We start from the raw sequence: 16,688 nt of genomic DNA, 5'->3' as shown, positions 1-16,688 counted from the left end.
ACCGACGCCCCCTTGATCGTCAGCAACGTGGCCATCCCCGCCCTACACCTCCAGCCACTCCTTCCTGACCTGCGCGTTGGCCTTCAGGTCGCGCGGGGTGCCTTCGAACACGATGTGGCCGTGTCCCATCACGTAGACGCGCTGCGAGATATCCAGCGCGATGGCGAGCTTCTGTTCGATCAGCAGCACCGAGACGCCGCGTTCCTTGAGCGTTTTCAGGAAATCCCCGACCAGGGTGACGATCATCGGCGCCAGGCCCTCGGTGGGTTCGTCGATCAGGATCAGGTCGGGGTCGCCCATCAGGGTGCGGCACAGCGTCAGCATCTGCTGTTCGCCGCCGGACAGCACGCCGGCCGACGTGTTCTCGCGTTCCTTGAGGCGCGGGAACATGCGGAACATGTCGTCCACGCTCCAGCGCGGCGTCTGCTGGCGCGGGTTGCGTTTCTCGCCGAGCAGCAGGTTCTGGCGCACGGTCAGCGTGGGGAAGATGTCGCGGTTCTCGGGCACGTAGCCGATGCCGGCGTGCGCGATCTCGAACGTGCGGCGGCCCAGGATCTCCTGGCCGCGAAAGCGGACCGACCCCTCGGCGCGGACCATGCCGAGGATGGCCTTGGCCATGGTCGAGCGGCCCACGCCATTGCGGCCCAGCAGCGCGACGATCTCGCCGTCGTCGATGTGGGCGTCCACGCCGTGCAGGATGTGGCTCTTGCCGTAGTAGGCATGCAGGCCGGTGACTTCGAGCATGGGCTGGCTCATCCAAGCGCTCCTTCTTCGGCGTGTTCGTCGAGCGTGGTGCCCAGGTAGGCTTCCTTGACGCGGCGGTTGTTGCGGATGGCTTCGGGCGTGTCCGTGGCGATGACCTCGCCGTAGACCAGCACCGAGATCCGGTCCGCCAGCCCGAAGACCACGCTCATGTCGTGCTCCACCATCACCAGCGTCTTGCCGGCCGTGACCTTGCGGATCAGTTCGACCGCATGGTCAGATTCAGACCGGCTCATGCCGGCGGTGGGCTCGTCCAGCAGGATCACGTCGGCGCCGCCGGCGATGGTGATGCCGATCTCCAGCGCGCGTTGCTCGGCGTAGGTCAGCAAGCCGGCCTGGGTGTTGCGGCGATGCTGCATGCCGATCAGCTCCAGCACCTCCTCGGCGCGCTCCTTCGCGTCGCGCAGTGCCGACAGCCGGTGCCAGAACGAATACTTGTAGCCCAGCGCCCAGAGCACCGCGCAGCGCAGGTTCTCGAACACCGAGAGCCGGTGGAAGATGTTCGTGATCTGGAAGCTGCGCGACAGCCCCATGCGGTTGATCTCGAACGGCCGCAGGCCGGCGATGCTCTGCCCGTTCAGCTTCACGGTGCCCGACGTGGGCGAAAACCGCCCGGAGATCAGGTTGAACGTCGTGGACTTGCCCGCGCCATTCGGCCCGATCAGCGCGTGGCGCTCGCCCTTGCCGATGGACAGCGTGACGCCGCGGATGATCTCGGTCTGGCCGAATTTCTTGCGGACGTCGGAAAGTTCCAGTGCGACCATGCTCATGCCCTCCCCGTTTCGGCCTGGATGGCGTCCAGCTCGGCCCGCACCTTGCCGCCCGTCCAGCGCCACGCCGCGAAGCCCACCGCCCACAGCACGGCCGCCACGATCCACGGCGCCAGCGTGCCCGCGTCGAAACCGATGCCCAGCAGCGACATCGCCGTGCCATTGGCGCTGTCCACCTGGACCTTGTAGACCATCTCGACGGTCAGGATGGCGGCCGCCAGCAGCACCAGCCCGGCCACGCCGGCCTGCGCGTACGACGGCAGCATGCGGCCAAACTGCTTGCGGGCCACCAGCGGCAACTGCATCAGCAGCAGGCTTGCGATGCCGCCGGGCACGAACATCACCATCATCACGAAGAACAGGCCCAGGTACAGCAGCCACGCCTTGGTCAGGTCCGACAGCGCCACGGCGAACAGCGTGAACACGATGGCGCCGATGACCGGGCCGAAGAACACGCCCGCCCCGCCGATGAACGCGGCCAGCAGCACGCCGCCCGAGCGCACCGCGCTGACGTTCTCGGCCGACACGATCTCGAAGTTGATGGCCGACAGCGCCCCGGCAATGCCGGCGAAGAACGCGGACAGGATCAGCACCAGGTAACGCACGCGCTGGGTGTTGTAGCCGATGAATTCCACGCGCTCGGGGTTGTCGCGCACGGCGTTGGCAATGCGGCCGAGCGGCGTCTGCGTCCACGCGTACATCGCCACCATCGACAGGAAGCACCAGATGGCGATCAGGTAGTACACCTGCCGGCCGGGGCCGAAGGTGATGCCCAGGAACGGGTCGCCGACCACGCGGTTGGTCGAAATGCCGCCCTCGCCACCGAAGAAGTCCGGGAACATCAGCGAGCTGGCGAACACCATCTCGCCGATGCCCATCGTGATCATGGCAAACGTCGTGCCGGACTTCTTGGTCGTCACGTAGCCAAAGATCACGCCGAAGAACGCGCCGGCCAGCCCGCCCACCAGCGGCAGCATCGACACGGGCAGCCAGACCTTGCCCGCGCCGACCATGTTCAGCACGTGCACGGCGATGAACGCGCCCAGGCCCGAATAGACCGCATGCCCGAACGAGAGCATGCCGGTCTGGCCCAGCAGCATGTTGTACGACAGCGCGAAGATGATCATGATGCCCATCTGGGACATCAGCGTGACCGCAAACCCGCCGGTGAAGATCAGCGGCATGACCAGCATCAGCAGCGCGGTGGCCGTCCAGATCACCCAGCGCGCCAGGTTCAGCGGGCGGTAGCGCAGCGTGCGTCCCGTGACCACGGGCTCGGAGCGTTGTTGCATCGTCGTGGACTCCATCGCTCAGCTCTCCCGGGTACCCATGAGCCCGCGCGGGCGGAAAATCAGCATCACCACGAGCAGCAGGTACGGCAGCACGGGCGCCACCTGCGCCACGGTCAGCTTCCATACCGAACTGAGCGGCGTGGCGTCTGTGACCGGCCAGCCGAAGCTGCCGAACAGCCCGGCCAGCGACGCGTCGATGGTTACCGCGAACGTCTGCAGCACCCCGATCAGGATCGACGCGATGAACGCGCCGACCAGCGACCCCATGCCGCCGACCACCGCCACCACGAAGACGATGGACCCAACGGCCGCCGCCATCGACGGCTCGGTCACGAACGCGTTGCCGCCGATCACGCCGGCCAGCCCCGCCAGCGCCGCCCCGCCGCCGAACACCAGCATGAACACGCGCGGCACGTTGTGGCCCAGGGCCTCCACCATCTCCGGATGGGTCAGCGCGGCCTGGATCACCAGCCCGATGCGCGTGCGCGTGAGGACCAGGTAGATCGCCACCAGCATGCCCAGCGACACGAGCATCATGAAGGCGCGGTATTTCGGGAAGGACGAGGTGAAGACCGTGAACAGCGGCCCGTCGAGCTCGGCCGGGATGCGGTACGGCACGGCGGCCAGGCCCCAGACCAGCTTGACGCCTTCCTCGATCAGGTAGGCCAGCCCGAACGTGAACAGCAGTTCGGCCACGTGGCCGTATTTGTGGACGGTGCGCAGCCCGAACCGCTCCACCAGCGCGCCGGCGCCCGCCACCAGCAGCGGCGCCAGGATCAGCGCGGGCCAGAAGCCCAGCTTGGTGGCCAGCGTGTAGGCAAAGTAGGCGCCCAGCATGTAGAAGCTGGCGTGCGCGAAATTGAGCACGCCCATCATGCTGAAGATCAGCGTGAGCCCCGATGACAGCATGAACAGCAGCAGGCCATAGCTGATGCCGTTCAGTAGCGAGATGACGAAGAATTCCACGGCAAGTCCCTCAGGGCGGTTCCCGGAGCTGGAACGCAACCCGGCAAAAGCCATATTGTCGGGGGTTCCCGCGTCACGGGGAACCCCATCCCACGTCGTGGCCCCGGTATCAGCCGCCGCTGCCCGGACGCTTCATCTGGCACGAGGTGGGCTGCGCCGCCACGAACTGGTCGAGCGCCGCCTCGGTCTTCCAGCCATAGCCGGTGTTTTCCTGGTCGAACTTGATGTCCTTGCCGTTGACCTTGGTCCAGGTGGCCACCACCAGCGGCTGCTGGGCCTGGTGGTCCGTGTTGCGCATCTCCACGGTGCCGTTCATGCTTTCCACCTTGATGCCTTCCATGGCCTTGGCCACCTTGACGGGATCGGTGGAGCCGCTGTCCTTGAACGCCTTGGCCAGCATGGCGATGCCCGTGTACGACGCCATCACGTAGAAATCGTCGTTGTACTTCTTCTTGTAGCCCTCCACGATGTCCGCGCCGCGGAACGTCTGGTTGTTCGGGTTGTAGTACCCCACGTACTTGACGCGCTCGGCGCCGGCCGCGCCCATCGCCGTCGGCACGCCGGTGGTGGCGGCATAGTAGGTGTAGTAGTTGACCGGCAGGCTGGCGTCCTTGCCCGCCTTGATCAGCAGCGCCAGGTCGCTCCCCCAGTTGCCGGTGATGACCGTGTCGGCGCCCGACGCCTTGATCTTGGCGGCGTACGGTGCAAAGTCCTTGACCTGGGCCAGCGGGTGCAGGTCCTCGCCGACGATCTGGATGTCAGGCCGCTTGCGCTTCAGGTAGTCCTTGGCGGCGCGGGCCACCTGGTGGCCGAACGAGTAGTTCTGGTTGATCAGGTAGACCTTCTTGACGTTCGGGTCCTTGGCCAGGAACGTGGTCAGGGCCTCCATCTTCATGTCCGAGTTGGCGTCCAGCCGGAAATGCCAGTAGCTGCATTTGCTGTTGGTCATGTCCGGGTCTACCGCCGCATAGTTCAGGTAGACGATCTCCTTGCCAGGGTTGCGCTCGTTGTGCTTGGCCACGGCGTCTTCCAGCGCCAGGCCCACCGACGACCCGTTGCCCTGCACGATGTAGCGGATGTTCTGGTCCACCACCTGCTTGAGGATGGTCAGGCTTTCCTGCGGGCTCAGCTTGTTGTCGAAGCCCACCACCTCGAACTTGTGCGCGCCGCCCCAGCCCTTCTGGTTCGCCACGTCGGCCACGTACTGCCAGCTCTTGAGCTGGTTCTGCCCCACGGGGGCCATCAGCCCCGACAACGGATCGATGAAGGCGATCTTCACCGTTTCGGCGGCCGCCATGCCCGAAGCCAGCGCCGAACCCAGTGCAACCACCGCAGCCACACTTCTTACCAGCGGACGCAACGTCGTCATACCTGTCTCCTTCACTTTGTTGTCGTTGGCGATTGGCGACCGCCCGCGCCCTCCTCGCGCGGGCGGCCGCGTCTGCGCTTGCCCCGGCGGGGCACCGCAAATGCCTGCCGCCTGACCGGACCGTCCGGCCCGGCGGCGCGCCGCCTCAGGCGGAGGGCAGCTTGTAGTCCTTGAACTGCTCGCGCAGCTTCAGCTTCTGCATCTTGCCGGTGGCCGTCAGTGGAATCTCGGTGACGAATGCCACGTCGTCCGGAATCCACCACTTGGCGACCTTGCCTTCGAAGAAGGCCAGCAGTTCCTCGCGCGTGACGTCCATGTTGGGGCGCCGGACCACCACCAGCAGCGGGCGCTCGTCCCACTTCGGGTGATAGGCCGAGATGCAGGCGGCCATGTGCACGGCCGGGTGCGCGGCGGCCACGTTCTCGACGTCGATCGAAGAAATCCACTCGCCGCCGGACTTGATCACGTCCTTGCTGCGGTCCGTGATCTGCATGTAGCCCTCGTCGTCGATGGTGGCCACGTCGCCGGTCGGGAACCAGCCATCCACGAGCGGATCGTTGTCGTTGCGGTAGTAGCGGTCGATGACCCACGGGCCGCGCACGAGCAGGTCGCCGAACGCCTTGCCGTCCCACGGCAGTTCCTGGCCCTCGCCGTCCACGATCTTCATGTCGACGCCGTAGATCACGCGGCCCTGCTTTTCCAGGATCTTGTGCCGGGCGTCCTCGGGCAGATCCTTGTGGCGCGCCAGCAGCTTGCACGACGTGCCCAGCGGCGACATCTCGGTCATGCCCCAGGCGTGGATCACTTCCACGTCCAGCGCCTCCAGCGCGCGGATCATCGCCGGCGGCGCGGCCGATCCGCCGATCACCGTGCGGCGGAACGTGGAGAACTTGAGCTTGTTGGCCTGCACGTGCTGGAGCAGGCCCAGCCAGACCGTCGGCACGCCGGCCGAGAACGTCACGCCTTCCTGCTCGAACAGTTCATAGAGCGATGCGCCGTCCAGCTTGGCGCCCGGAAACACCAGCTTGGCGCCCACCAGCGGCACCGAGTACGGCAGCCCCCAGGCGTTGACGTGGAACATCGGCACCACCGGCAGGATCACGTCCTTGGCCGAGCAGCCCAGCGCGTCGGGCAGCGCCGACGCATACGAGTGCAGCACCGTCGACCGGTGCGAGTACAGCGCGCCCTTGGGATTGCCCGTGGTGCCCGACGTGTAGCACAGGCTCGACGCCTGGTTCTCGTCGAGCGCCGGCCAGGTGTACGCGCCGTCCTGGGCGTCGATCAGGTCCTCGTAGCACAGCAGTTCCACCTTCGGGCTGGCCGGCATGTGGGCCCGGTCGGACATCATGACCCAGCCCTTCACGTTCGGGCAGTGCGGCGCCACGCCCTCCACCAGCGGCAGGAACGTGGCATCGAAGAAGACATAGCGGTCTTCGGCGTGGTTGACGATGTAGGCGATCTGCTCCGGAAAGAGGCGCGGATTGATCGTGTGGCAGACCGCGCCCATGCCCGAGACGCCGTAGTAGATCTCCAGGTGGCGGTAGCCGTTCCAGGCCAGCGTGCCCACCCGGTCGCCCTGCTGCACGCCCAGCGCCTCCAGCGCCTGCGCCACCTTGCGGGCGCGCAGTTCGCATTCCCGGTAGGTGTAGCGATGCAGATCTCCTTCTGTTCGCCGCGAGACGATTTCGGTGCTGCCGTAGTAGCGCGCAGCGTGCTTGATGATGGAGGAAATGAGCAGCGGCGCGCTCATCATTTGACCCATCAATGCCATGAAACGGTCTCCTTGGTTCGGAAGAAAACGAACAACCGTTCTTATTTTTGGCCGATCTTTCCCACACCCTGCAAAAGCATCGACAAAAATGAAGAAACTTGTTGGTGATGTTGGTGGACTGACGCGAAGGGGGTCTCTCTCTCACAACCCAGACGCGTACCCTGCCATGCACGGGATTGATGTCCACCATATGCGTCGTTTTTTGAATGGTCTACGAGCAGCGGACAACCCTTGGCCGACAGGGGAAAACCGGTGCAAGTACAATACTGCGAGCCCTGATGTGTCTCAATATGTCGTTTTCCCCTAGCGTCATGCACGCCGTCTATGTGCACCCGAACGGGGCCCGCGGCAATGCCATCCGGCGCACGCCCCGGCCAGCGATTGCACCGGGCCGCTCAACGGCCACCACCCGCCCCCACGCCAGCGCATACGATGCCTACTGATTCCACCGACGTCCCGCCGCGCATCCCGTTCGCCGTGCCCTTTGCCACGGCCCCGGGCATGGCGGCGCTGGGCGAGCGCTTTTTCACGCGGCTGGCGCCCACGCCGCTGCCTTCGCCCTACCTGGTCAGCGTCGCGCCGGCCGCCGCCGCCCTGCTGGGCTGGGATGCCCCGGGGCTGGCCGCCGCCAGACAGGACCCGCGCTTCCTGGACACCTTCATCGGCAACGCCGTGCCCGACTGGGCCGATCCACTGGCCACGGTCTACTCGGGACACCAGTTCGGCGTCTGGGCCGGCCAGCTTGGCGACGGCCGCGCGATCCGCCTGGCCGAGGCAAAGATGCCCGACGGCCCGTGGGAGATCCAGCTCAAGGGCGCCGGCCTGACGCCCTACTCGCGCATGGCCGACGGCCGCGCGGTGCTGCGGTCGTCGATCCGCGAATACCTGTGCTCCGAAGCCATGCACGCGCTGGGCGTGCCCACCACGCGCGCGCTGGCCATCGTCGGCTCCGATGCGCCGGTGCGGCGCGAGACGCTGGAAACCGCCGCCGTGGTCACCCGGCTGGCGCCGAGTTTCATCCGCTTTGGCCATTTCGAGCATTTCGCGGCGCGCGAGGACCACGCGTCGCTGAAGCAACTGGCCGATTTCGTCATCGACCCCTTCTATCCGGCCTGCCGGGAGGCCGCCAGCCCGTACCAGGCCCTGCTGCGCGAGGTATCGCTGCGCACCGCCGACATGGTCGCCCACTGGCAGGCGGTTGGCTTCTGCCACGGCGTGATGAATACCGACAATATGTCGATCCTGGGCCTGACGATCGACTACGGTCCGTTCGGCTTCCTGGACGCCTTCGACGCCAACCACATCTGCAACCATTCCGACCAGCAGGGCCGCTACGCGTACAGCCAGCAGCCGCAGATCGCGTTCTGGAACCTGCATTGCCTGGCCCAGGCGCTGCTGCCGCTGTGGCGCGACACCGCCGCGGCCGACGCCGAAGCCGCCAAGGAAGCGGCCGTGGAAGCCGCCCGCGAGGCGCTGGACCCGTTCCGCGACCGCTATGCGGCCGCGTTCTTCCGCCATTACCGTGCCAAGCTGGGCCTGCGCACCGAGCAGGACCAGGACGAGACGCTGATGACCAACCTGTTCCGCGTGATGCACGCCAATCGCGTCGACTACACGCTGTTCTGGCGCAATCTGGCCAGCGTGGCGTCCCAGGACGCCTCCGGCGACGCCCCGGTGCGCGACCTGTTCCTGGATCGCGCCGCCTGGGACGCCTGGGCCGCCAAATATCGCGCCCGCCTGCAGGCCGAACAGTCGGACGACGCGGCGCGCGGGGTTGCAATGCGCCAGGTCAACCCGAAATACGTGCTCCGGAACCATATGGCCGAAACCGCGATCCGCGCCGCCCGCGACAAGGACTTTTCGGAAACGGACCGTCTGCTGGCCGTGCTGTCGAAACCGTTCGACGAGCAGCCCGAGGCGGCCCGCTACGCCACCCTGCCGCCCGACTGGGCGTCGGGGCTCGAAGTCAGTTGTTCGTCCTGAGCCGCGCGCTACGCGGCCTGCCCCCAAAGGAAACGAGATGACCACCAACAAGACCGACGCCGAATGGCGTGCCCAGTTGTCCGACATCGAATACCGCGTGACGCGCGAAGCGGCCACCGAGCGCCCGTTCACCGGCCGCTACTGGGACCATTGGGACCAGGGCATCTACCACTGCGTGGGCTGCGGCACGCCGCTGTTCGAATCGGCCACCAAGTTCGATGCCGGCTGCGGCTGGCCGAGCTATTTCCGGCCGATCAACGGCGAGGTCATCGCCGAGCACGTGGACCATAGCCACGGCATGACCCGCGTGGAAGTCCGCTGCAAGGAATGCGGCAGCCATCTGGGCCATGTCTTCGAGGACGGCCCCGCGCCGACCGGCCTGCGCTATTGCATCAACTCGGCTGCGCTAAAATTCGACGATCGCGATCCGGCCGACCGCGGGTGACGCCACCCGCACACCGGGCGCGTCGTCCGATCCGCCCCGCGGATCGCCCCCGGCCAGGCCGCCGCGCCTGGCCGCCAACCTGATTTGGTCCGCATGAAATTCCTGTTCGACCTGTTCCCGGTCATCCTGTTTTTTGTCGCCTTCAAGCTGTTCGGCATCTATGAGGCCACCGCCGTGGCCATCGTGGCGACGGTGCTGCAGATTGCCTGGGTGCGTTTGCGCCACGGCAAGGTGGAGCCGATGCAATGGGTCAGCCTGCTGATCATCGGCGTCTTTGGCGGCGCGACGATCGTGCTGCACAACGAAACGTTCATCAAGTGGAAGCCGACCGTGCTGTACTGGCTGTTCGCGGTCACGCTGGTGGCGTCGGTCATCGGCTGGCGCAAGAACCTGATCCGCGCGATGATGGGCAAGCAGGTGACGCTGCCCGAGCCGATGTGGGGCAAGCTCAACGCCGCCTGGGCCGCGTTCTTCGCCGTGATGGGGGTGCTGAACCTCTACGTGGCGTACCAGTTCTCCACGGACACCTGGGTCAACTTCAAGCTGTTCGGCAGCATGGGGCTGATGGCCGTCTTCATCGTGGCGCAGAGCGTCTGGCTGTCGCGCCACATCCAGGAAACCCCGTCGCAGGAAGGCCGCTCCGAGTAAGCCGGCGCCCGCCCCTGCCCGCCACTATTCATTGGAAGGACCACCGATGGCCGCCGATCCCGCCACCATCGAGACGCTGCTGCACGCGGCGCTCCAGCCCACCCGCCTGACCGTGCAGGACGACAGCGCGGCCCATGCCGGCCACGCCGGCGCGGCCTCTGGCGGGGGCCATTACAACGTGCTGATCGTGAGCGACCGGTTTGCCGGCCACTCGCGCGTGGCGCGCCATCGTATGGTGTATGATGCGCTGCGCGAACTGTTCCCCTCGCAAATCCATGCGCTGGCCGTCAGCGCCTACACCGACCAAGAATATCAATCCCGCGAAGCATGACGCGACGCGCTCTCGCTACTTTCAGACCTGACCCCATGAAGACCACCGTCCTCTCGTTCAGCCTGGCGGCTGTGCTCGCTGCTGGCAGCCTGCCCGTGTTCGCCCAGAACGCCGCCGTTGTGAATGGCAAGCCCATCCCGTCGGCCAAGGTGGACAAGCTGATCGCCGGCACCGGCCAGCCCGCCACGCCCGAACTGCGCGACCGTGCACGCACCATGCTGATCGATCGGGAACTGCTGGTACAGGAAGCGTCCAAGCGCGGCATCCTGCAACGGGACGACATCCAGGACCAGCTGGAACAGGCCCGCCTGAACGTGCTGGCCGGCGCCGTCTTCGAGGACTACGTGCGCACCCACGGCGCCAACGACGACGAACTGCGCAAGCAGTACGACAAGATCAAGGGCCAGTTCGGCAACGGCAAGGAATACCATGCCCGCCACATCCTGGTAGAGAAGGAAGCCGACGCCAAGGCCCTGATCGCCAAGATCAAGGGCGGCGCCAAGTTCGAGGACATGGCCAAGTCGTCGTCGAAGGACACCGGCTCGGCAGCCAACGGCGGCGACCTGGACTGGGCCAACAGCGGCAGCTACGTGCCGGAGTTCTCGGCCGCCATGACCGGCCTGAAGAAGGGTCAGATGACCGACACGCCGGTCAAGACGCAGTTCGGCTGGCACATCATCGAACTGGTCGACGTGCGCGACGCCAAGATCCCGTCGTTCGAGGAAGTGAAGCCCCAGCTTCAGCAAATGCTGATGGGCGACCAGGCCTGGCAGCGCGAGCAGTTCCAGGCGATGATGAAGTCGCTCAAGGACAAGGCCAAGATCCAGTAACCCTGGCCCCTTGCTCAACGAAAACCGGCGCCCATGCGCCGGTTTTTGCTTTTTTAGGGCCCGCCGCGCCGGCCAACCGTGTGCGGTTTGGCGCGCTCGGTAACACACTGGTGCAGTTTGCCGGTTTCCTTGCCCCGCCCCGGTCAGTAATATCGGACGGATCGACAACACGGCCGGACACCCGTCCCGGCCAGTCACCGGTTGCGGAGATTCAAGGCTTATGGGTGTGACCAACGGCTACTGGTACATGTGGCACCTGTACTCAAGCGGCATCGTCTATTGCGCCCTGGGCATGCCACACGTGGAATGCACCAACGGCCGCTGGCGCGACCTGCACCGCCATCTGCCCGCGCGAGACCGCTACGCGCAGTCCAAGCTGCTCCAGGCCACCATCGCCTTCATGGAAGTTCGCGGCGAGATTGCCGTCCCGCCCGGCGCCGACCGCATGCGGCTGCTGTATTCCCGCTACCTGCCCTGGAGCGCGCGGCTGGGTGGACAGGGGTCGCCGGCATAACGCACGGCGAGAAATCGGTCCGAAGTCGCCTGTCCCGTTGCACTTTGAGACGCGTCTCATGACCTGACTCAAGCTCCCGGTTTTCGGACACACAAGTTCACAAAACCCCTCTTGGCGCCCCATTGCCCGCGGCCTAGGATCACACCGCTGTCACCGGGCGAGCAGCCATCGCTGCCCCGCGCAGCGCTATCCATCGGCTCTCGGGGACGACATGGGAGAGGTATCCACACTGGTCGGCTGGCTCGTCTTTAACGTGGCGATTCCACTATTGGCGCCGTTCGCACTGCTGCCTTTTGCCAAGGTGGCCGTGTTCTCGCGTTCGCGCAGCCAGGGCATCGTGCGGCGGGCGATTCAGGACGGGCAACTGCTCTGGGCAGCCATCCCGATCAGCGCCAGCGCCTGCTATGCGCTGGCATGCTGGATCGACCAGTCCGATGGCGAGAGCTTCATGGCATGGGCGTTGATGGGCCTGCACGTGGCGCTGATCGTGGCCGACGCGCTGCTCGTCATGCTGGGTACGCTCGACGCCTATCCGCGAAGCCGGCGCAAGCGCGGGGAACTCGATCGGGTCCTCTACCTGTCCGTGGTCCTCAGTATCGCCAGCGCCGGGGCGTATGCGTACGCCCAGGTGGTCTTCGTGACCGGCGGCACTTGAGACCGCCACTTTCAAACCTTTCTGACTGGAGAAATCACATGAACAAGTTCCTGACCCGCCTGCTGGAAGACGACGAATTCCAGGGCAAGGCTGCACGCCGGCTGGCATGGGGCGTCATCATCTACACCACGCTGACGATCCTGTTCTGTGAATGGCTGCGTCAGACCGGGCGATGACGCCGGGCCCCGACGCCAAAAAAAACATCCGCGCGAAGGCGGACGTTTTTTCCAAGGCGGCAGGTCCTGTCAACCGACCCACTTGCGCGCGTTGCGGAACATGCGCATCCACGGGCTGCCGCCGTCCGGGACGGCCTTCCAGGCGTCCGGGGCCCAGCTCATGGTGGCGGTGCGGAACACGCGCTCCGGATGCGGCATCAGCGCCGTGAAGCGGCCGTCGATAGTGGTCACCGACGTGATGCCTTCCGGCGAGCCGTTCGGGTTCAGCGGATAGGTCTGCGTCACCGCGCCAAGGTTGTCGACGAAGCGCAGCGCCACGTTGACCTTGCCGATGTCGCCCTGCTGCGAGAAGTCGGCAAAGCCTTCGCCGTGCGCCACCGCGATCGGGATGCGGCTGCCTTCCATGCCGGCGAAGAACACCGACGGCGACTGCTGCACTTCCACGGTCACGAAGCGGGCTTCGTATTGTTCCGACTGGTTGCGCGTGAACTTCGGCCATGCACCGGCGCCCGGGATGATCGGGGCAAGGTTGCTGAGCATCTGGCAGCCGTTGCACACGCCGAGCGCGAAGGTGTCCTGGCGGTTGAAGAAGGCCGCGAACTGCTCGGCCATCTGGCCGTTGAACAGGATGGTCTTGGCCCAGCCCTCGCCGGCACCCAGTACGTCGCCGTAGCTGAAGCCGCCGCAGGCCACGAAACCCTTGAAATCGGCCAGGCTGGCGCGGCCGGCGATCAGGTCGCTCATGTGCACGTCGACAGTCTCGAAACCGGCCACGTCCATGCTGTAGGCCATCTCGATCTGCGAGTTCACGCCCTGTTCGCGCAGGATGGCCACGCGCGGCCGGCTGCCCGTGGCGATGAACGGGGCGGCGATGTCCTCGGCCGGATCGAACGTCAGCACGGGGCTGATGCCGGGGTCGGCGGCGTCCAGCACGCGGTCGTACTCGCTGTCGGCGCAGGCCGGGTTGTCGCGCAGGCGCGCGATGCGCCAGCTCACCTCGGTCCAGATGCGCTGCAGGTCGGCGCGAGCGGCGCCAAAGACCTTCTTCGCATCGCGGTAGATCTCGATCTGGTCGTTCGTGTTCGGCTTGCCGATCACATGGCTGCAGGCCGACAGGCCGGCCTCGCGCAGCACGGCGAATACCGCGTCGCGCTCCTCGGCCCGCACCTGGATCACCGCGCCCAGTTCTTCCGAGAACAGCGCGCGCAGCGTCTGGTCGTTGCGGCGCTCGGCAATCTGCTGGGCCCAGTTCTTGGCGTCGCCGTAGTCCTGCTCCTGGTTGGGATCCAGCGTCAGCATGTCGACGTTCAGCGACACGCCGGTGTGGCCCGCAAACGCCATTTCGGCCACGGCCGCCATGAAGCCGCCGTCCGACCGGTCGTGATAGGCCAGCAGCTTGCCGTCGCGGTTCAGGCGCTGGATCACGTTGAAGAAGTTCTTCAGGTCCTCGGGGTTGTCCACGTCCGGCGCGCTGTCGCCCACCTGCTGCGTCACCTGTGCCAGGATGCTGCCGCCCAGGCGGTTCTTGGCGCGGCCCAGGTCGATGGCGATCAGTACCGAATCGCCCAGGTCGGTGCGCAGTTGCGGCGTCAGCGTGCGGTTGACGTCATCCACGGCCGCGAACGCCGAGATGATCAGCGACACCGGCGCCACCACTTCCTTGTCGCCGTCCGCGTCGGACCACTTGGTCCGCATCGACAGCGAATCCTTGCCCACCGGGATGCTGATGCCCAGCGCCGGGCACAGCTCCATGCCCACGGCGTGCACGGTGTCGTACAGCCGGGCGTCCTCGCCGGCCACGCCGCACGCGGCCATCCAGTTGGCCGACAGCTTGACCTTGTTCAGGTCCTTGACCGGCGCGGCGGCCAGGTTGGTCAGCGCCTCGCCAATGGCCATGCGGCCCGACGCGGGCGCGTCGATCACGGCCAGCGGCGTGCGCTCGCCCATCGTCATGGCCTCGCCGGCACGGCCCTTGTAGTCGAGCGTGGTCACGGCCACGTCCGCCACCGGCACCTGCCACGGGCCCACCATCTGGTCGCGGGCGTTCATGCCGCCCACGGTCCGGTCGCCAATCGTGATCAGGAACGACTTGCTGGCGACGGTCGGATGGCGCAGCACGTCGGTGACGGCCTGCTCCAGCGAGATACCGGTCACGTCCACCGGCGGCAGCGCCTGTGCCACGCGCTGCACGTCGCGGTGCATGCGCGGCGGCTTGCCCAGCAGCACGTCCATCGGCATGTTGACCGGGTAATGCTCCTTGAGCGCCGCTTCGACGTGGGCGTCCACGAGCAGCAACTGCTTTTCTTCGGTGGCGATGCCGACCACGGCAAACGGGGCGCGCTCACGCTCGCACATGGCCTGGAAGCGCGGCAGGTCGTTCGGCGCAATGGCCATCACGTAGCGTTCCTGCGACTCGTTGCACCAGATCTCGGCCGGGGACAGGCCCGACTCCTCCAGGTGCACCTGGCGCAGGTCGAAGCGCGCGCCACGGCCGGCGCCGTCCACCAGTTCCGGGAACGCGTTCGAGATACCGCCCGCGCCAACGTCGTGGATCGACAGGATCGGGTTCTCGTCGCCCAGCTGCCAGCAGGCATTGATCACTTCCTGGGCACGGCGCTCCATCTCGGGGTTGCCGCGCTGCACGGAATCGAAGTCCAGGTCGGCCGTGTTGGTACCCGTGGCCATCGAGCTGGCGGCGCCGCCGCCCATGCCGATGCGCATGCCCGGGCCGCCAAGCTGGATCAGCAGCGTGCCGGCCGGCAGCGGGTCCTTGTGGGTGTGGCCGGCGTCGATGTTGCCGATGCCGCCGGCGATCATGATCGGCTTGTGGTAGCCGCGCACGGTGCCGCCGACGTTCTGCTCGTAGACGCGGAAGTAGCCGCCCAGGTTGGCGCGGCCGAATTCGTTGTTGAACGCGGCGCCGCCCAGCGGGCCGTCGATCATGATCTGCAGCGGCGACGCGATGCGGTCCGGCTTGCCGGTCACGCCGGGCTTGTCGTCGGGATTGCGGTGCGCCACCGGCTGGGCCGCGTCGCGGGCGTTTTCCCAGGGCTGGACGGCGTCCGGCAGCATCAGGTTCGACACGGTGAAGCCGGTCAGGCCGGCCTTGGGCTTGGCCCCGCGGCCCGTGGCGCCTTCGTCGCGGATTTCACCGCCGGCGCCCGTGGAGGCCCCCGGGAACGGCGAGATCGCCGTGGGGTGGTTGTGCGTCTCCACCTTCATCAGCGTGTGGGTCAGCGCCTCGTGGCGGCCATATTTCTGGTCCGCGCCGCGCGGGAACCAGCGCTCGGCCACATCGCCTTCCATGACGGCCGAATTGTCCGAATAGGCGACGATCGAGCCCTGCGGGTTCAACTGGTGCGTGTTGCGGATCATCGCGAACAGCGACTTGTCCTGCGCCGCGCCGTCGATGGTCCACGTGGCGTTGAAGATCTTGTGGCGGCAGTGCTCGCTGTTGGCCTGGGCGAACATCATCAGTTCGACGTCGGTCGGGTTGCGGCCGAGCTTGCCGTAGTTTTCCAGCAGGTAGTCGATCTCGTCCTCGGACAGCGCCAGGCCCATGGCCGTGTTGGCGTCCACCAGCGCGCTGCGGCCGGCGGAAATGTCGATGAACTGCAGCGGCTTGGCCTGCAGCTCCTGGAACAGGCCGGCCGCCTCGTCGCGCGAGGCGATCACGGTCTCGGTCATCCGGTCGAACAGGTGGGCGGCCACGGCGGCACGCGTGCCGGCGTCCAGCGACTTGCGGCCTCGCAGCAGCCCTTTCTTGCAGACCACGGTGATCTCGATGCCGCGCTCGATGCGGTGCACGTGGGTCAGGCCGCAGTTGTGCGCGATGTCGGTGGCCTTGCTGGCCCACGGCGAGATCGTGCCGAAGCGCGGGATGACCACGAAGCGGTCGCCCTCGGGCTGGGCCGCGAACGGCGCGCCGTAGGTCAGCATGGCGCCGATGCGCGTCTGGTCCTCGGCGGACAGCGGCGTGTCCGAATCGACAAAATGCACGAACTGGCCGTGCACCGATTCAATATCGGCGTCGACTTGTTGGAGCGCGGCAAGCAGGCGTTGCTGACGGAAGGCGGAAAGCGCCAAAGCGCCGGGGAAGCACGAGAAATGCGCCATGATCGGTACGGTCAGGAGGCGAGGAGGTGGGGCTGAAGCGGCTGCCGGCACTGCTGAATG

General features: G+C 66.5%; 15 protein-coding genes. 8 read left to right on the top strand and 7 right to left on the bottom strand.

All coding sequences use genetic code 11. The features are described from left to right. Positions 1-42: 42 nt before the first annotated feature. From EPAKOI_RS07160 to EPAKOI_RS07135, 6 genes are all read right to left on the bottom strand, one after another. Positions 43-756, bottom strand: a complete 714-nt coding sequence (locus EPAKOI_RS07160) for an ABC transporter ATP-binding protein (RefSeq protein WP_313837774.1) — start codon at positions 754-756, stop codon at positions 43-45. Beyond that, entirely contained in the window at positions 753-1,532 is a 780-nt protein-coding gene (locus EPAKOI_RS07155) for an ABC transporter ATP-binding protein (protein WP_124684362.1), read from the bottom strand. The genes EPAKOI_RS07160 and EPAKOI_RS07155 overlap by 4 nt, the downstream gene beginning before the upstream one ends. After that, a complete protein-coding gene (locus tag EPAKOI_RS07150; RefSeq protein WP_423193370.1) occupies positions 1,529-2,839 on the bottom strand; it encodes a branched-chain amino acid ABC transporter permease in 1,311 nt (436 codons plus the stop codon). The genes EPAKOI_RS07155 and EPAKOI_RS07150 overlap by 4 nt, the downstream gene beginning before the upstream one ends. Before the next feature lie 3 nt (positions 2,840-2,842). Continuing rightward, on the bottom strand, positions 2,843-3,790 hold the full coding sequence (locus tag EPAKOI_RS07145) for a branched-chain amino acid ABC transporter permease (protein ID WP_124684364.1): 948 nt from the start codon (positions 3,788-3,790) through the stop codon (positions 2,843-2,845). A gap of 109 nt (positions 3,791-3,899) precedes the next feature. Beyond that, positions 3,900-5,159, bottom strand: a complete 1,260-nt coding sequence (locus tag EPAKOI_RS07140; protein WP_124684365.1) for a branched-chain amino acid ABC transporter substrate-binding protein — start codon at positions 5,157-5,159, stop codon at positions 3,900-3,902. Between the two features lie 145 nt (positions 5,160-5,304). Then, on the bottom strand, positions 5,305-6,930 hold the full coding sequence (locus EPAKOI_RS07135; RefSeq protein WP_423193369.1) for a 3-(methylthio)propionyl-CoA ligase: 1,626 nt from the start codon (positions 6,928-6,930) through the stop codon (positions 5,305-5,307). A gap of 432 nt (positions 6,931-7,362) precedes the next feature. Here EPAKOI_RS07135 and EPAKOI_RS07130 point away from each other — a divergent pair, with 432 nt between their 5' ends. From EPAKOI_RS07130 to EPAKOI_RS07095, 8 genes are all read left to right on the top strand, one after another. After that, positions 7,363-8,913, top strand: coding sequence for a protein adenylyltransferase SelO (locus EPAKOI_RS07130; RefSeq protein ID WP_423193368.1), 1,551 nt, complete (start codon positions 7,363-7,365; stop codon positions 8,911-8,913). Positions 8,914-8,950: 37 nt separating this feature from the next. Continuing rightward, complete coding sequence (gene msrB / locus EPAKOI_RS07125; RefSeq protein WP_124684368.1) at positions 8,951-9,358, top strand: peptide-methionine (R)-S-oxide reductase MsrB; 408 nt, start codon at positions 8,951-8,953, stop codon at positions 9,356-9,358. A 93-nt stretch (positions 9,359-9,451) separates the two neighbouring features. Next, on the top strand, positions 9,452-10,006 hold the full coding sequence (locus tag EPAKOI_RS07120) for a septation protein A (protein ID WP_313837778.1): 555 nt from the start codon (positions 9,452-9,454) through the stop codon (positions 10,004-10,006). 46 nt (positions 10,007-10,052) lie between these two features. Beyond that, complete coding sequence (locus tag EPAKOI_RS07115) at positions 10,053-10,337, top strand: BolA family protein (protein WP_423193367.1); 285 nt, start codon at positions 10,053-10,055, stop codon at positions 10,335-10,337. Positions 10,338-10,372: 35 nt separating this feature from the next. Further along, positions 10,373-11,167 (top strand): peptidylprolyl isomerase, encoded by a 795-nt coding sequence (locus tag EPAKOI_RS07110; RefSeq protein WP_423193366.1) that lies wholly within the window; start codon positions 10,373-10,375, stop codon positions 11,165-11,167. 220 nt (positions 11,168-11,387) lie between these two features. Further along, positions 11,388-11,681 carry a hypothetical protein gene (locus EPAKOI_RS07105; protein ID WP_124684372.1) on the top strand — a complete coding sequence of 98 codons (294 nt, stop codon included), beginning with the start codon at positions 11,388-11,390 and terminating at the stop codon, positions 11,679-11,681. 211 nt (positions 11,682-11,892) lie between these two features. Continuing rightward, positions 11,893-12,336 carry a hypothetical protein gene (locus EPAKOI_RS07100; protein ID WP_124684373.1) on the top strand — a complete coding sequence of 148 codons (444 nt, stop codon included), beginning with the start codon at positions 11,893-11,895 and terminating at the stop codon, positions 12,334-12,336. A 38-nt stretch (positions 12,337-12,374) separates the two neighbouring features. Next, positions 12,375-12,512 carry a hypothetical protein gene (locus EPAKOI_RS07095; protein WP_172966060.1) on the top strand — a complete coding sequence of 46 codons (138 nt, stop codon included), beginning with the start codon at positions 12,375-12,377 and terminating at the stop codon, positions 12,510-12,512. A 69-nt stretch (positions 12,513-12,581) separates the two neighbouring features. On the opposite strand, the gene purL is transcribed toward EPAKOI_RS07095, so the two are convergent. Next, entirely contained in the window at positions 12,582-16,628 is a 4,047-nt protein-coding gene (gene purL / locus EPAKOI_RS07090) for a phosphoribosylformylglycinamidine synthase (RefSeq protein WP_423193365.1), read from the bottom strand. Positions 16,629-16,688 lie beyond the last annotated feature (60 nt).

Source organism: Cupriavidus sp. H18C2, from assembly GCF_049393795.1.
GTDB classification, from domain to species: Bacteria; Pseudomonadota; Gammaproteobacteria; order Burkholderiales; family Burkholderiaceae; genus Cupriavidus; species Cupriavidus pauculus_C.
This window is presented reverse-complemented; position numbering and strand designations above follow the sequence as displayed.

What these genes read in the sequence shown, in the direction of transcription:
- EPAKOI_RS07160 (WP_313837774.1), bottom strand. Translation starts at nt 756, where the DNA reads ATGAGCCAGCCCATGCTCGAAGTCACCGGCCTGCATGCCTACTACGGC.
- EPAKOI_RS07155 (WP_124684362.1), bottom strand. Translation starts at nt 1,532, where the DNA reads ATGAGCATGGTCGCACTGGAACTTTCCGACGTCCGCAAGAAATTCGGC.
- EPAKOI_RS07150 (WP_423193370.1), bottom strand. Translation starts at nt 2,839, where the DNA reads ATGGAGTCCACGACGATGCAACAACGCTCCGAGCCCGTGGTCACGGGA.
- EPAKOI_RS07140 (WP_124684365.1), bottom strand. Translation starts at nt 5,159, where the DNA reads ATGACGACGTTGCGTCCGCTGGTAAGAAGTGTGGCTGCGGTGGTTGCA.
- EPAKOI_RS07135 (WP_423193369.1), bottom strand. Translation starts at nt 6,930, where the DNA reads ATGGCATTGATGGGTCAAATGATGAGCGCGCCGCTGCTCATTTCCTCC.
- EPAKOI_RS07130 (WP_423193368.1), top strand. Translation starts at nt 7,363, where the DNA reads ATGCCTACTGATTCCACCGACGTCCCGCCGCGCATCCCGTTCGCCGTG.
- msrB (WP_124684368.1), top strand. Translation starts at nt 8,951, where the DNA reads ATGACCACCAACAAGACCGACGCCGAATGGCGTGCCCAGTTGTCCGAC.
- EPAKOI_RS07120 (WP_313837778.1), top strand. Translation starts at nt 9,452, where the DNA reads ATGAAATTCCTGTTCGACCTGTTCCCGGTCATCCTGTTTTTTGTCGCC.
- EPAKOI_RS07115 (WP_423193367.1), top strand. Translation starts at nt 10,053, where the DNA reads ATGGCCGCCGATCCCGCCACCATCGAGACGCTGCTGCACGCGGCGCTC.
- EPAKOI_RS07110 (WP_423193366.1), top strand. Translation starts at nt 10,373, where the DNA reads ATGAAGACCACCGTCCTCTCGTTCAGCCTGGCGGCTGTGCTCGCTGCT.
- EPAKOI_RS07105 (WP_124684372.1), top strand. Translation starts at nt 11,388, where the DNA reads ATGGGTGTGACCAACGGCTACTGGTACATGTGGCACCTGTACTCAAGC.
- EPAKOI_RS07100 (WP_124684373.1), top strand. Translation starts at nt 11,893, where the DNA reads ATGGGAGAGGTATCCACACTGGTCGGCTGGCTCGTCTTTAACGTGGCG.
- EPAKOI_RS07095 (WP_172966060.1), top strand. Translation starts at nt 12,375, where the DNA reads ATGAACAAGTTCCTGACCCGCCTGCTGGAAGACGACGAATTCCAGGGC.
- purL (WP_423193365.1), bottom strand. Translation starts at nt 16,628, where the DNA reads ATGGCGCATTTCTCGTGCTTCCCCGGCGCTTTGGCGCTTTCCGCCTTC.